The sequence below is a fragment of the Cobetia sp. QF-1 genome (genome assembly GCF_002213105.1).
GTDB lineage: Bacteria > Pseudomonadota > Gammaproteobacteria > Pseudomonadales > Halomonadaceae > Cobetia > Cobetia crustatorum.
Genome location: NZ_NBVS01000011.1, coordinates 40,420 through 55,596 on the forward strand (window position 1 = coordinate 40,420; position 15,177 = coordinate 55,596).

Annotated in this window: 13 protein-coding genes and 1 pseudogene; 2 read left to right on the forward strand and 12 right to left on the reverse strand. The window is 58.2% G+C overall.

What is annotated here, in order from left to right:
* Position 1: 1 nt before the first annotated feature.
* The 3 genes from dctP to CFN46_RS15665 form a co-directional block, all read right to left on the reverse strand.
* A complete protein-coding gene (gene dctP, locus CFN46_RS15655) occupies positions 2-991 on the reverse strand; it encodes a TRAP transporter substrate-binding protein DctP (RefSeq protein ID WP_088744100.1) in 990 nt (329 codons plus the stop codon).
* A 528-nt stretch (positions 992-1,519) separates the two neighbouring features.
* Positions 1,520-2,557 carry a sodium:solute symporter gene (locus tag CFN46_RS15660; RefSeq protein ID WP_088744101.1) on the reverse strand — a complete coding sequence of 346 codons (1,038 nt, stop codon included), beginning with the start codon at positions 2,555-2,557 and terminating at the stop codon, positions 1,520-1,522.
* A 5-nt stretch (positions 2,558-2,562) separates the two neighbouring features.
* On the reverse strand, positions 2,563-2,946 hold the full coding sequence (locus CFN46_RS15665; protein ID WP_176426506.1) for a hypothetical protein: 384 nt from the start codon (positions 2,944-2,946) through the stop codon (positions 2,563-2,565).
* 124 nt (positions 2,947-3,070) lie between these two features.
* On the opposite strand from CFN46_RS15665, the gene CFN46_RS15670 reads away from it, so the two are divergent.
* The gene (locus tag CFN46_RS15670; RefSeq protein WP_088744103.1) at positions 3,071-4,126 is read left to right on the forward strand and encodes a LysR family transcriptional regulator; all 1,056 of its coding nucleotides are present in this window, start codon (positions 3,071-3,073) and stop codon (positions 4,124-4,126) included.
* Here the strand turns inward: CFN46_RS15670 and CFN46_RS15675 are convergent.
* The 7 genes from CFN46_RS15675 to CFN46_RS15705 are packed head-to-tail and all read right to left on the reverse strand — an operon-like array spanning position 4,123 to position 12,446.
* Positions 4,123-5,670: an aldehyde dehydrogenase gene (locus tag CFN46_RS15675; protein ID WP_088744104.1), complete on the reverse strand. Its 1,548-nt coding sequence runs from the start codon at positions 5,668-5,670 to the stop codon at positions 4,123-4,125. The genes CFN46_RS15670 and CFN46_RS15675 overlap by 4 nt on opposite strands.
* A complete protein-coding gene (locus tag CFN46_RS15680; protein WP_088744105.1) occupies positions 5,667-6,983 on the reverse strand; it encodes a Zn-dependent hydrolase in 1,317 nt (438 codons plus the stop codon). Before CFN46_RS15680 ends, CFN46_RS15675 begins: the two co-directional genes overlap by 4 nt.
* A gap of 1 nt (position 6,984) precedes the next feature.
* Positions 6,985-8,745: a thiamine pyrophosphate-binding protein gene (locus CFN46_RS15685; RefSeq protein WP_088744106.1), complete on the reverse strand. Its 1,761-nt coding sequence runs from the start codon at positions 8,743-8,745 to the stop codon at positions 6,985-6,987.
* Positions 8,746-8,773: 28 nt separating this feature from the next.
* A complete protein-coding gene (locus CFN46_RS15690) occupies positions 8,774-9,571 on the reverse strand; it encodes an aldolase/citrate lyase family protein (protein ID WP_141103676.1) in 798 nt (265 codons plus the stop codon).
* 3 nt (positions 9,572-9,574) lie between these two features.
* The gene (locus tag CFN46_RS15695; protein WP_024953016.1) at positions 9,575-10,864 is read right to left on the reverse strand and encodes a TRAP transporter large permease; all 1,290 of its coding nucleotides are present in this window, start codon (positions 10,862-10,864) and stop codon (positions 9,575-9,577) included.
* Positions 10,861-11,451: a TRAP transporter small permease gene (locus tag CFN46_RS15700; RefSeq protein ID WP_254918519.1), complete on the reverse strand. Its 591-nt coding sequence runs from the start codon at positions 11,449-11,451 to the stop codon at positions 10,861-10,863. Before CFN46_RS15700 ends, CFN46_RS15695 begins: the two co-directional genes overlap by 4 nt.
* Before the next feature lie 2 nt (positions 11,452-11,453).
* Entirely contained in the window at positions 11,454-12,446 is a 993-nt protein-coding gene (locus tag CFN46_RS15705) for a DctP family TRAP transporter solute-binding subunit (protein WP_088744108.1), read from the reverse strand.
* A gap of 716 nt (positions 12,447-13,162) precedes the next feature.
* Here CFN46_RS15705 and CFN46_RS15710 point away from each other — a divergent pair.
* Complete coding sequence (locus CFN46_RS15710) at positions 13,163-13,930, forward strand: hypothetical protein (RefSeq protein ID WP_088744109.1); 768 nt, start codon at positions 13,163-13,165, stop codon at positions 13,928-13,930.
* A gap of 108 nt (positions 13,931-14,038) precedes the next feature.
* Here the strand turns inward: CFN46_RS15710 and CFN46_RS15715 are convergent.
* Both CFN46_RS15715 and CFN46_RS15720 read right to left on the reverse strand, forming a co-directional pair.
* Positions 14,039-14,278 (reverse strand): annotated as a pseudogene (locus tag CFN46_RS15715) (PLP-dependent transferase); the annotation flags it as partial.
* A gap of 369 nt (positions 14,279-14,647) precedes the next feature.
* Positions 14,648-15,175, reverse strand: coding sequence for a hypothetical protein (locus tag CFN46_RS15720; protein WP_088744110.1), 528 nt, complete (start codon positions 15,173-15,175; stop codon positions 14,648-14,650).
* Between the last annotated feature and the right edge of the window lie 2 nt (positions 15,176-15,177).

Sequence of the window (15,177 nt, forward strand, 5' to 3'; positions counted from 1 at the left end):
CTTACTCGCTGACGGTGGTCAGGTTCTTCTCGATCGCCAGCTTGCGCATGGCCGTCACGGTCTCTGGTGTCTTGTCGATGCCCAGCTGCCAGATACCGTCGGTGACCAGCGCATCCAGACGTGAAGCATCTTCGGGTGAGAACTCGGTCGGCTGCATGCCTGCCGCTTCCAGTGACTTCCACTCATCGATGGCCAGCTTGTCCATCACCGGCGCGATCTCGGTTTCAAGCTGACGACCTTGATCCAGCAAGACTTGCTGCTGTTCCGGCGAAAGGCTGTTGAAGGCATTCAGGTTCATCAGCACGAAGTTGTAGGTCTGACCGAAGGTCGGCTTGGAGAAGTAACCGGCCACTTCCTGCCAGCCCATGTCCTTGACGCCGTTCAGGCCCCAGGCGGCACCGTCGATCACGCCGCGGTCCATGGCGGAGTAGACATCGCCGCTCGACATCAGCACCGGTGTGCCACCCATGCCCTTGGTAACGTTGGTATAGGTCGGGCTGCCGCGCAGGCGGCGACCATCCAGACCCGGTGAGCCTTCAATCGGCTTCTTGAGTACGTACTGGAAACCACTGCTGCCCAGCGGCGGAATCGAGATCAGCTTGAGGCCGAGTGTCTGGTAGTGCTCATCGACCAGGTCCCAAAGGCCGGATTCACGCGTCTGCTCAGGGTTGACCTTGATCGCATCCATCGCAGCGCCGACACCGGTAGTGTTGGTGTGATACGCGGCGTGGGTGTAAAGCAACTGGAAAACACCTGCGGCCACTGGCTGCAGCTGCTCGAACGGCGACACGACATCGGGGCCGGTCAGCTTGATGGAGAGGTCTGCCGTGTCGTTGGCTTCGACTTCCTTGATGAAGCGCTGGGCAATTTCACGCGAGTAGGCGCTGGTTTGATCGTAGCTTGCGAGCATGCGCAGCTCGGTCGCCATGGCAGACGTCGCGGGCAGCAGGGCAAACAGCGGGAGCAGTAGGGCGGGCTTGAGTGTTTTCATTGAATTATCCGCATTATCGTTATTTTTGAGTTCCCGAGATCGTAAGACCTGGAAGCTAGAGGCAGTGGTGAATACTGACCAAGTGGCCAGGAACAGGTGGCATCCTTGGTCAGCACTGGTGGTGCCTTCTCTGTCATCATGATGGTACGCCTTCAATCTATGAGTCGCTCAGGCCACGGTCAACGAATCATCTTCCTTTTGGCTTTTCAAATTTCAATACTTGGTATTTATATTATTTATGTTAGTTAATAAACTTATATTTATGCTCAAGATTGACACGTTGTAATTACAGATTGATCTGAAAGTCATGTGATTATCGCTGACTGAATTGAACATCAATTACCATTCGATAGCATATAGAATGCGACCATCAGAAACGCACGACCCCCCTTCCAGAACCCCAGTGAAGGGTGCAGGAAAGGGTGTCGAAAGTACCTTGAAATGCAGCGTCGCTATCTGCACTCATTTCATGAATTCAGCTGCTGAGTTCTATTGGCCTAACCTCTGCATCAACGCCAGCAAGCACTATCACTCTGCGTTGGACGTTGTCGTCAGCGGTGATCGTGCCTGACGCAAGGCGAGTGGCATCAGTGCCAGTGAAACGGGTAAGCCAATCATCACCGGATGCAGTCCGAACGGATGCCCCAGTATCTGCCACATGACGGCAGTGGCGAGACCGCCCCACATCATGATCTGACCGCCACGCGGATTCGGCGTACGGCAACACAGCGCCACTATCGTGGGGACCAGTACCCCGCATACCAACATGGCGCTGCCCAGGATCCAGATATCCAGCAGGCGTGGTGCATAGAGCGCAAGTCCCAGTGAAATCAATGACATGGCGATCACGGAGTGACGGCTCATGCGTAGCATGAAGGCATCGTCACGGCCCTTCATGCGCGGCTTGATCACGTCATTGGCAATCGACGAGGCACCCGCGATGAAGAACGAATCCGCACACGAGATGATGGTCGCCAGCAGCACCACGACCATGCTGACCATCAACGGCAATGGCAGGGTCGCCTTGATGATGGCATAGAAGGAGAGATCCGGATTGGTGACCGCAATGTCCAGCCCCAGCCTGGCGAAGCTGCCGATCAAGACCACCGCCGCACCGACCAGCAGTGTGAAGACGATGGCCACAGCGTAGCCGGTACGTGCCGCCCTGAGGCTGCGAGCGGCCCAGAAGCGTTGCCACAGGTCCTGACGCACGAACTGATAGGCACCGATGGTCAGCATGTAGACCGTCAATTCGTGGCCGGAAATGCCGGTCAGGCTCAGGAAGTCAGGGCTGTCAGTGGGCAGCGGCGCGGCCGACATCACCTCCCAGCTACCGCTGGCAAAATAGACCATGCCCAGCAGGAAGAAGATACCCAGCGTTTGCAGGGTGCCGAGGATGGCGTCTGACCAGATCACCGCCATCAGGCCCCCCAGCCAGGTCTTGGCGGTCAGCAGTGCCCAGGTCAGCAGGATGCCCACCGGCAGTGCCAGCCCGAAGACTAGCTTGAGCACCGTGGCCACTGCGACGAATTGCATGCCGGTGATGGCGGAGTAGGCACACAGCACACTGATCAGGGTGGGGTTCTTACGCCTTCACCGAAGCGACTGACCAGAAAGTCGGCCAGTGTCACCATGTTCAGGCGCTCACCTTCAGAGTGAATCCTGGCGATGAAGAAGTAGAGCGCCACACCGGCAACGGTCATGCCGACCGGTAGCCACAGCTGGCCAAGCCCGAACGCATAGCCCTTGGAAACGAATCCCAATAATGTGGACCCTCCGACGGCGGTGCCAATGAGTGTGCAGATCAGCGGGAAGGTGCCGGTGGATCGCCCGGCTACATTGTAGTCGTCATAGGTCTTGATGCGGCGGAAGAAATAGAGCGAAAGCCCCATCATAAATACGCCACATGCTATGATCATGATCGAGAGGATGAAGGTTTCTCGGCTATTGAACATCGTCTTTATTTCCGCTTTCTTGGTATTGTATTTAACGTCATAACAGCGTGAGTTGTCATAGCATATTGCACAGGCAAACTCGACTGTCGTACGGATTTTCTCACGACATACAGGAAAAAGTGACATGCGGCCCATTCATGACACGCTGGACTGGAATCTACTGCGCACCTTCATTGTCATTGTCCAAGAGGAGAGTGTCAGTCGTGCAGCCGCACGTCTTTACCTGTCTCAACCCGCGGTCAGCCTGTCACTCAAGCGGCTGGAAGAAAGACTGGGGCAGCGATTGATCGAGCGTGATAGTCACCGCTTTCGGGTGACATCGGCAGGGCAGGTAGTCTATCGCGAAGCGGTGGAGATCTACGCCAATGTGGCACGTCTGGCGTCGGAGGTGGGCAATAGTCAAACGGAGATTTCCGGGCATGTCTCGCTCCTTTTCGTGACTGGCATTGAATGCCGTTTCCTTGATAGCGTCTTTGCACGCTTTCATCGCTGTTTCCCCCAGGTCACCTTCTCGATACAGGACATGTCCAGTCACGAGGTTCAGCAGGGCCTGTTGCAGCGCCAGGGGGCATTGGGAATCTGTCTGGCCCGCCAGACACCGGACCAGCTGATGTCACAGGTGTTGGTACGCCAGAGTTATCACTACTTCTGTGGCCAGACCCATCCGCTGTTTGGCCGCCAGAATCTGCCCCTCGAGGCGCTGCGCAGTGAGCGCTACATCTCGTTTGGCAGTGAGCAGCTGGATGGTGTGTTGTCGCCGCTGGCGATGTTCCGCGCCAAGGAAGGCCTGCAGGGGCCAGTGGTCGGCCAGTCCAGCAGCCTGCAGGAAATCCAGCGCATGGTGCATGCCGGCTGGGGCATCGGTTGCATGCCGGAACACATCGTCAGGCGCGAAGTCGAACAGGGTCAGCTGTGGCCGCTGCCGCCCTATGGCGGTGTGGCGGATATCGACTTGCACCTGATGTGGCACCGCGAAGCGCGCTTCAGCGCGGCCGAATCCACCTTCGTTGATTTCCTGCATAACGCCTTGGCCAAGGTGCCGCTGGAAGACCGTCTGCATCGTGGCCTTGAGCCCGTGCGTGCGCCAGAACCAGATGCCAAGACGGCAGCGCCAGAGAATCGATCGTCCGATACGCCGCGAATGATCGATTCCCTGACACTGCCGCCTGCGGATACCTAGTAGTCGAGGTTGATCCAGGTGGTCTTCAGGTCTGAATACTTGTCGAGGGCGTGCAGTGACTTGTCACGCCCGAAGCCAGACTGCTTGACGCCGCCGAAGGGCACACTGATATCGCCATCGGCATAACAGTTGACCCACACCAGCCCCGCCTTCAATCGACGCGAGACACGGTGGGCGCGGGCCAGATCGCGCGTCCACAGCCCCGCCCCCAGGCCATAGACTGAGTCGTTGGCCATCGCGACCGCTTCATCCTCACCATTGAAGCGCGTCACGCCCAGCACTGGCCCGAAGATCTCTTCACGCATCACGGTGCTGTCATGGGCGCCTTCCACGATGGTCGGTTCCAGATACCAGCCGCCTGCGCACGCTGTGCTCGGTGGCAGCGAACCGCCTCCCTGATGCAGTGTCATGCCTTCCGCGAGTGCTGTCTCGACGAACCCCAGCACCTTCTGATGATGATCAGCGCTGACCAGTGCGCCCATGCGCGTGGCCGGGTTGAGCGGATCACCGGCCGGCATGGCGCGGGCACAGGCGATCAAGCGCGGCATGAAGTCGTCATAGATGGCGTCATCGACATACAGACGTGAGCCCGCGATACAGACTTCGCCCTGATTGATGAAGATGGCATCAGCGGCCGCGCGCGCCGCCATGTCGAGGTCCGGGCAATCGGCGAACACGATATGCGGCGACTTGCCGCCGCACTCAAGCCACACACGTTTGAGGTTCGACTCGCTGGCGTAGCGCATGAAGCGCTTGCCGGTGGCGGTAGAGCCGGTGAAGGCCAGTGCATCGACTTCCATGTGCAGGCCGAGTGCCTGTCCTGCCACTGCGCCCAGCCCTGGAGTGACATTGAAGACGCCCGCCGGAATGCCGGCGTCAGTGGCCAGTGCCGCCAGACGCAGCGCACTGAGGCTTGAGGATTCGGCCGGCTTGAGCACCACGCTGTTGCCCAGCGCCAGCGCCGGGGCGAACTTCCAAGAGGCGATCATCAGCGGGAAATTCCACGGCACCACCGCCGCGACCACGCCCAGCGCTTCACGGGTGATGGTGGCGTGAACGTTCTCGCCCGTCGGTGCGATCTCGTCATAGTGCTTGTCGATGGCCTCGGCATACCAGGCCACCGAGCGCGCGGTCTCCGCCAGATCAAAGCCCAGGCTGTCACCGATCGGCTTGCCCATCTCCAGTGTCTGCAGCAATGCCAGCTCTTCGGCATGCTCGCTGATCAATGCCGAGAAACGCTGCAAGACTGCCTTGCGTGCCTGGGGTGACTGACGCGACCAGATGCCGGAGTCAAAGGCACGCCGCGCCGCTATCACGGCGCGGTCGATGTCCTGCTCGGTGCAGGCGGTGATGTGGGCCAGTACCTCGCCGGTTGCCGGATTCCAGGCCGGGAAGGTGTCGCAGCCGGTGCTTTCGACATACGCCCCGTCAATGAAGGGACGGGTCTCGAAGACGAGCCCTGCCGCGCGTGCTTGCCAATCAGCATGCGTCAACGGGGCGACAGAGGCCTGAACCGAAGTCGCCTGATCAGAAGAGGTGCTCATTGCGCAGCCTCCTGCGGGTTGGCAACGACACCGGCGCGTTCCAGCATCGCCAGCAGCAGCACGTTGGCGCCGTCTTCGAGATCCTCCGGTTCGGCATTTTCGCTCTCGTTATGGCTGATGCCGTCCTCGCAGGGCACGAAGATCATCGCGACCGGATTGATACCGGCGATCTGCACGGCGTCATGGCCCGCGCCGGTTTCCATGTCGCGGAAGCTCAAGCCGAGATGTCGACTGGCGCTGCGCACCATCTCGATCAGCGCCGGCGCGAAGGGCGTCGGCGGAATATGCTGCACTTCGATCAGCTCAACCTCGACGCGCTGCTTGTCGCTCTGATTGGCCGCGTGATGCTTGAGGCACAGCGCCTTGAGTCTGGCGTGCATCTCGGCGAGCACTGGAGGTTCGAGGTGGCGCAGATCAACGCTGAAACGCACCTGGCCCGGAATCACGTTGCGCGAGTTGGGATGCACATTGAACTCACCACAGGTCACGCGGCCGTTGGGCTGGTAGTCATCGGCCAGCGTCAGGATATCGCTGACCAGCGCGCAGGCGGTCTTGAGCGCATCGCGACGGTAGGGCATCGGCGTCGGTCCGGCATGGGCTTCCTGACCGCTGACCACCACGTCGAACCAGTGCAGGCCGAGGGAGCCGGTGACGGCGCCGATGGTGATGGCTTCTTGCTCCAGCACTGGGCCCTGCTCGATATGCGCTTCAAAATAGGCCCCAAACTCATGGCTGCCCACGGGCACATCACCGGCATAGCCGGTGCGTTCCAGCGAGGCGGCAACGCTGTCGCCGTCACGGTCGGTGGCGGCCAGCGCCTTCTCAAGCGGGATCAAGCCTGCATGCACACCAGAGCCCATCATCACCGGCACGAAACGGCTGCCTTCCTCGTTGGTCCAGATCACCACCTCCAGCGGTGCTTCGGTCTCGATGCCGCGTTCTTGCAGTACGCGCATGACTTCAAGACCGGCCAGCACGCCGTAACAGCCGTCGAACTTGCCGCCGGTCGGCTGGGTGTCGATGTGACTGCCGGTGGCGATGGGCGGCAGGGCATTGTTACGGCCTGCACGGCGCGCGAAAATATTGCCGATCTGATCGACGCGCAGTGTCAGGCCCGCGGCCTCCAACCAGCCGGTGACCAGCTCACGACCGGCGCGATCTTCCTCGGTCAGTGCCAGACGGCAGTTGCCGCCCTTGGGGGTAGCGCCGATCTTGGCCAAGGTCATCAGCGCTTCCCATAGGCGCTGGCCATCGACGCGCAGGTCGAGTGTTTCAAGAACATGATGAGGTGACTGGGGAGATGTTGTGCTCATGTCAGACTCCTGCCTGTGCGGTGGTCGCGTTGCGGGCCAGGGCATCTTCGCGAATGCCGCTCAGCAGCTTGCCGGGGGCGATGCCGTCCGGGTCATAGCGCAGCTCGATCAGGGCCGGCAGGCGCTCGCGATCAGCGAATTCCAGCGCGCGCGTGAAGCTTGCCTCGAAGTCTTCGTCCTTCTCCACCACCTGACCGAGACCGCCATAGGCCGTCACCAACGCCGCGAAGTCAGGATTGGTGAAGGTCAGCGCGATCTCACGGCCCGGGAAGTCGTTCTCCTGGTGGGCGCGGATGGTGCCCCACATGCCGTTGTTGAACACCAGTACCACGATGCCGACGCGATACTGCAGTGCCACTCCCAACTCCTGCATGTTCATCTGGAAGCAGCCATCACCGGCGTAGCAGACGGCGGGGCGCTCCGGGAACTCGAGCTTGCTGGAGATGGCCGCTGGCAGGCCGTAGCCCATCGAACCGACGGTCGGGGCCAGCGAGCTACCCAGCCCGCGGAAGCGTACATAGCGGTGGGCGTACAGTGCATAGTTGCCCGCGCCGACGGTGATGCAGCCCTTGCCGTCGAGGATGCGATCAACCGTCAGGCTGACCTTGTCCAGACTCAGCGGGCCCGGCGACGGTTGCTCTTCCAGCGTGGCCAGATAGGCGGTGCGGGCAGCGCGAGTGATGTCAGACCAGCGCGGTGCGCTGTCCGGTGACAGCGTGGAGAGCGCCAGCGCGAAGCCGTTTACATCGGTGTTGATGGCCAGTGTCGGCTGATAGACACGGCCCAGCTCTTCGGGGTCGGCGTAGACGTGCACCAGCTTCTGTGTCGGCACCGGTGACTGAATCCAGCTGTAGCCTTCGCTGGTGGCTTCGCCGATGCGCGTGCCGACTGCGATGACCAGGTCACTCTCGACCAGCTGCTGACGCAGTTCAGCGTGCATGCCCATGCCGACGTGACCGGCGTACTGCGGCAGTTCGGCATCGACGCATTCCAGGCGCCGCCAGGCGACGCCGGTGGGGATGTCGAAGCGCTCGGCGAAGCCTTCCAGCGCGACCTGAGCATCACGGGTCCAGCCACTGCCACCGACCAGCAGGAAGGGGCGCTCGGCACTGGCCAGCAGGCGCTTGAGTTCATCCAGCTGCGGCTGTCCCGGGTAAGTCATCAGGCGCGGATGCGGCTTGACGTCCGCGACCTGCGCCTCGCCCCACAGGGTATCTTCCGGCAGCGCCAGCACGACAGGCCCCGGCCGCCCACTGCGCGCGACCTGATAGGCGCGAGCGATGTATTCCGGAATGCGTGAGGTGTCGTCGATCTGCGCGACCCACTTGGTCATCTCGCCGAACATGCGGCGGTAATCGATTTCCTGGAAGGCTTCGCGCTCGATGAAGTCGCCCCCGACCTGACCGATGAACAGAATCATCGGCGTGGAGTCCTGATAGGCGGTATGCACGGCGATGGAGGCGTTGGTGGCGCCCGGGCCACGCGTGACGAAGCAGACGCCCGGCTCGTTGGTCAGCTTGCCGTAGGCTTCGGCCATGTAACCCGCGCCACTTTCCTGACGGCAGACGATGGGCTCGATGGCGCCCTTGTGTTCATTCAGCGCATCGATGCACGGCAGGTAGCTTTCGCCGGGCACCAGGAAGACACGCTTGGTGCCGTGCAGACGAATCTGATCGACGAGGATCTGTCCGCCATTGCGCAGCGGGTATTCAGAGGCAGTGGAGAAGCCGGTGGTGTCAGAAGCAGCGGTGGCCTGAGTCATGGAGGTGCTCTCGTTATTGTTGAGGAGATCAGAAGTGGGTTCGAGACGTCGGCTCGAGAAGTGGCATCGCCAGCGGCATCAGGTCGCTCAGCGCTTCCAGTTGTTCGGGGTGAATCACGCAGCGTGCCTTGAAGCCCTGCTGATTGGCCCAGTGTTGATCAGTGCCCAGGCCATTCTTCCAGCGCCATGGCCCGTCGATGGCCAGCCGCTGATGTGTCCGGCAGGCGGTCGCCAGTCGCACGCGCCACGGCTTGAGAGTCTCGGTGATCAATGTCGGGTCCTGGGTGGGCGATAGACCAAGATCAAGCGCCAGATCACCGGTGCCAATCAGCGCACCCAGCAGGCGTGGCGTATCGGTCGCCGGTGCGAGCAGCTCATCAACCGCCATCAGGCCTGCCTGGCTCTCGAGCGTGGCGATGCCTTTCAGGCTGCCTGTCGGTAGCTGATGCAGGCGTTCCTGCTCTGCGAGTGCGTGATCCAGCGTGACCAGATGCTCGCGGCACTCGACCGCCGGGAGAAAGACGGCGGCAGGACAGGCAGTGATATCGCCCATCGCATTCGTGATCAGGGCAGCCAGTTCTTCGCGCCCGCCTTGCTCCAGCAGGTTGAGGCGTACCGCCGGCCACAGATGCAGGCGACGGGCACGTCTGGCGAACTCGGCGAAACGACTGATCGCCAGTGCACGGCCTTCGGGGGCGGTGAATTCCTCGAGATCCACCACGATGGCGTCGGCACCGCTTTCCAATGTGGCGTCCAGCCGTACGGCATCGTCACCTGGCACGAACAACCAGCGCTGTGGCAGGGTCTGGTCAACAGAAGTCGTCATCACTTAGCCCTCCATCAGGTTGGGCAGGAACAGCACGAGTTCCGGAATGAAGGTGATCAACATCAGCACGCAAATCATCGCGCCCAGCATCAGTCCCAATGGGCGCAGCGAGTCACTGACGTTGATGCCGGCGATACGACAGGCCGCCATCAGGTCAATGCCCAGCGGAGGCGTATTGGCACCGATGGCCAGGTTGACGGTCAGCAGCACCCCGAAGTGCACCGGGCTGATGCCGTACTGGGCCAGCAGCGGCATCACGATCGGTGTCACGATGATGATGATCGCCACGCTTTCCATGAAGGAACCCAGCACCAGCAGTACGGCGGTCAGCAGCAGCAATACGCTGATTCGGCTATCGGTGAAGTCACCAATCAGTTGGGCGATGGCCTGCGGCACCTGCTCGTAGGTCAGTCCCCAGGCGAACATGCCGGCGGCGCCGATGATCAACAGGATGGCGCCGGTGGTCTCGGCGGTCGCCTTGACGCTATCCAGCATTCCGCGCCAGGTGAGGCTGCGATACACGCAGGTACCGATGATGATGGCGTAGAGAATCGCGGAGGCCGCGGCTTCGGTGGGCGTGAACACCCCGAAGCGAATGCCGCCGATGATCATCACTGGCACCATCAAGGCTGGTAGCGCACTGATGAAGGCGCGGCGACGTTCGCCGGGCTTGCGTTCAGCGACACCCCCGGACCAACCATGCTTGCGTGAGGTGTAAAGCGCCACGCCCACCAGCGCCGCTGTCAGCATCAGGCCCGGCACGATACCGCCCATGAATAACTGACCGACCGAGGTGTTGGAGGTGGTGCCGTAGACGATCATCACGATGCTGGGCGGAATGACGGTGCCGATGGAGCTGGCAGTCCCGACCAGCGCACTACTGAAGCCCTTGTCATAGCCGTTGCGCGCCATGGTCGGTAGCAACATGCTGCCGATGGCGATCACGTCCGCGACACCGGAACCGGACAGCGCACCGAACATCATGCAGGCCAGTACCGCGACCACGGCCAGACCGCCGCGAATGTTGCCAACCATCGCCATGCACAGCTTGACCAGACGCTCGGTCAGTCCGGCACGGTTCATCAATTGTGCGGCGAGCACGAACAGCGGAATCGCCAGCAGCGTGAAGCTTTCCATGCCCGCCACGAATTGCTGCGCCGACACCATCATCGGTGCCGCACCGAAGGCCAGCAGGTAGACGAGTGCCGACATCAACAATGCGAAGGCAATGGGAATGTCGATCAGGATGCCCAGCGCGAATACGCCGAGCAGAGCCAGGGCGCCGAGTGTCATGAGGCATCTCCTTGGCGAGATGAAGCGTTGTCAGGCGCAGTGGCATCCGTCTCGTGAACATCGGCTCCGATGGCCGAAGGGCTCAATAGATGCTCAAGCTGGATCAGGGCCATCGCGGCGCAGCACAGCGGCACGGACAGGTAGACGATGCCGGCCGGAATCTGCAGCGCAGTGGTGGTCTGACGCATGGTGATCACGGACAGGTCATATCCGGCCTTGGCCAGCATCAGCAACATGATCAAGATCAGCGCATTGGTGATGCGGCCAGTGATACGTTGCACCTTGAGTGAACGCACCAGCAGCGGCAGTAGACCCGCACTCAGATGAGTGCGGTTGCGCGTGCAAGAGACGGCGGCCAGCAGGGTGGTCCACACCAGCACCAATTGCGGCAATTCTTCTGCCCAGTGCGGTGGCTGACCCATCACCCAGCGCATGAATACCGTCCAGATCACCAGTGCCGAGAGCAGCGCCACGCCGCTGGCCGCCAGGGCGAGACAGCCCTGGCAGACCCAGCGTGACAGGGTGATGATCAAGACGCGCGCAGCAGACATGGCTGAGGGCTTGGCGGAAGGAGAGAGGAAAGCCATGCTTACTCGCCCTTGCGGTACTGCTCGACCAGGCCCATCAGCTCAGGCCCGAAGACGTCGGCATACTCTGCCCACACACCCTGCACCTGCGCATTGAACGGCGCGGTATCAACCTCATTGACCTTCATGCCCGCCGCTTCCAGCTTGGCGACCAGCTCGGCGTCGTCAAGCTGAGTCATGGCGCGCTGCTTGTCACGCCACACATCGGCGCTCTGCTGTACGGCTGTTTGATCGTCAGTGGAGAGCTGATTCCAGCTGAAGTTGGACATGGTCAGACATGCCGGTGCCCAGACGTGGCCGGTGAGGGAGACGTAGTCCTGCACTTCGCTGAACGAGGAGGAATAGATGATGGCCAGCGGGTTTTCCTGGGCATCGAACACGCCCTGCTGCAACGCGGAGTAGAGTTCACCGAAGGACAGCGGTGCAGGACTGGCACCCAGTGCGGTGAAAGTGTCCAGACGCATCTTGTCTGGCGTGACGCGAATCTTGAGGCCAGCGAGATCTTCAGGCGAGGTGATCGGGCCACGGTTGTTGGTGACGTGACGGAAACCGTTTTCCCACCACGACAGAATCTTCATGTTGTGCTCGTCGGCTAGTGCCTCGAGCGCGTCGCCCAGCTTGCCATCGTAGGCGGCATAGGCGTGCTCGCGGTCCGGCCAGGAGTAGGGCAGTTCGACGATACCGAAGCGGGCATCCAGCGGCTGGAAGGAACCACAGCCGATCACGCCAGCCGGTACGCTGCCGATCTGCATGCCTTCAACGACTGTCTTCTCGTTGCCAAGCTGACCACTGGGGAAGACCTGGAAATTGACGCGACCGTCGGTCGCCTCAGCCACATCCTTGGCGAAGCCTTTGGCAGCGATGTTCCAGCTGTGCGTCGGGGCAAGAACATGACCCAGCTTGATATCCTGAGCCTGAGCGGCGCTCAGTGGCAGGGCGGTGGCAGCCGCGATGGCAGCGGTCAGTAGAGCAGGCTTCAACAGGACGGATTTCATCGGGACACCTCTTGGAGTTGTTATGGTCATGACAGGCGTCTCTGTGTACGCCTTGATCCAAGAGTGTGTTCTGCTCGTGTATTTCGGTAGTTGCGAATTCTTATTCTTGGTATTAACCAGATTTATGCTGGGTCTGGATGTCCCGCCCATCTGACAGTCCAGTTCTTTTATATACCGTTATCTTGTCGTGTTGAAATGTCCGACACTGGCAAGGCTGGGAGAGGTGCTCGTAGAAACCCTCGTGATCAGGGCAGCCGGCGAGGCGTGGAGCGTAAGGAGCGGAGAGTGAGAAGAAGATCGTGAATATGCTGCTCATGGCGCCGGAAAGAAGGTCAAGCTATTGCTGATCAGTGCCACTCTGGCAGAGATGTTCACCATCGATGCTCTGCCATACATCGCGTGCCGAACAGGAGGCTAGGTCTGCTTTACTGCCGAGTTCCCCGTTGCGATGCCAGGCGACTAATCATCAGTGGATACACTCGACGCAAATCTTGACTGCCGATCAGGAGGAAGACAATCCCTACACCATGATCACGCGCACGCTGTGTGAAATATAATGCTGTCGTTCAGTGAATTGATAGTAGTGGAGCTACGTGATGCAAAGGATCAATCACCAAGCGGCCTTGTGTATCAATTGCACCAATGTTGCATGAGATTGACTAGTTTACAATAATAAATTAGAATTAGTTGATATATCTGATATTATGAGGCGTGTAATGCTAGAAAAAACCAACAAGATTTCTCGCGGGTACTTTTATGTTGCTATAGTGCTGTTGGTATTTTGTGTCAATATTGCTATTCTGCTTGCTATGCATCACAGTTTGATACCGGCGTCGATTTATATATTTGGGTGGTCTTTTTCTGCCAAGATCATCAGTCCTGTCGTTTATTCCACTACATTGGCTGTCATTGTTTCTGGATTCATCGTCAATGAGATGAAACCAACTTCGAATATGCTGGTCGGGCTTTTACCGATTCCTATCATCTTGCTTGTGTCGTATGGAGCATTCTACACTCCAGAATATACAGGATATGGATGGATGAGCAAGAGACATACGCAGCCGCCTCTGGAAAGCATGAAATTCTTTGGACCCCGAGATGAAGCCAAAAGGGCAATATCTCCATTCTTTGTGACGATATATAAGAAAATTGGTGATCGGTCTGAATATTCGGAATGTCCCTATCGTCTGGTTGAAAAGGCGGGACCTTTTTATACTTACAAAAGTTATGACTTTGAACCCGATAGGAGTAGTCTGTCTTATCCTGATCGTTTTGAGATCGAGAGAGGGAAGAGGCTGGGTACTGATGACGAAAGAGCTGAGAAATGCAAGTCGATGATGAAGAGTATCATGTCTCAGCATGATTGGGTAAAGTTGGATGATGCCACGTTCAAGAAATGGAATGATGCAGATTATATATCGGATTATAATAAAGATTCAAACTTCAAGACGGATCTCTGGAATCTCTACTATGTGAAATCGTAGCCATAGCCATAGCCATAGCCATAGCCATTTTCGATTTTCCGTTTCTGTTGGCCCAAAGCCCATGAGGTCTAATCTCCTCATGGGCTTTTCATGTTCTTCAATCAGCTCTTACCCTGCGGCCTTGTCCAGCGCCTGGCTGACATCGGCGATGATGTTGTCGATATGCTCGATTCCCACCGAGATGCGAATCAGGTCCGCCGAGACACCGGCCATGGCGAGTTCTTCCTCGTTGAGCTGGCGGTGGGTGGTGGAGGCCGGGTGGCAGGCCAGCGACTTGGCGTCACCGATATTCACCAGGCGCAGAATCATCTGCAGCGTATCGATGAACTTGCCGCCGGCGATACGGCCATCATGCATTGCGTAACAGGCCTAGCTAAAGTGATTTGCTTATATAGCCGAGCCGTCCCGAATGGTGTTGAAGAGAGAAGTTGCGGTGCAGACCTTAGCTGCAGTATAGGTTTGTGGGCAGGCCATCCGCTAAGGTCTAGCGTCATGTAATCCTAATGTTTTAAATATTTTAATACTTGGTGGTTGCGATAAGATGGTTTTTAAATAGCACCTGTCTAAATATGGTTGATCAGATTATTTAAATAATCTCTTTGTCAAGGTAGGGGGTGTGTTCTAGCTATTGTGATATATAGTTATGACGCTTATTGCTCATATTTGGATGGTTGCTGTACTTTTATTAAGGTGCTGTAAATGTATGAAGAAACGCTGCTAGTCATCATATTGTTTGTTGTCGAGATATTTGTAAACAAACCTATCGCCGTAAATTGATTCAAATTTAATGGTGAAGTTTAGGGGCTTACTCCTGATTTTGTTGAATCTCTCTATACTATCCGCACAGCTTTTACTAGCATTTTTACTGACTTCCATTAGGGTTTCTTCCTTATTCAATGCTAAAGAATCGCCTTTCCTCGGTGAGCCATAAGCAAAGCATGTTGGATCTAGATTTAATTTTATTGCTGCGCTATATAGCTCGCCGTACACGCTTTTTTTAAGTTTTTTTCCAGCTAAAGTGACTTCGAAAGATTTTATGAAAGCTGGGCCAAGACCGTTATTAAATATGTAGATGCCGTGTTTGTCTATTTTAGAGTCATGCTTGAAATATGCGTTTATTCTTGGTTCTACTGAAATGTGGTTCTGAACTCGTTGTTGATACCCTTGCCATAAAGACAACCCGAAAGCACAAACGGCTATGAATATGCTCAAATTACTGTTGTTGATGATTTTTTTGTTGATCATAC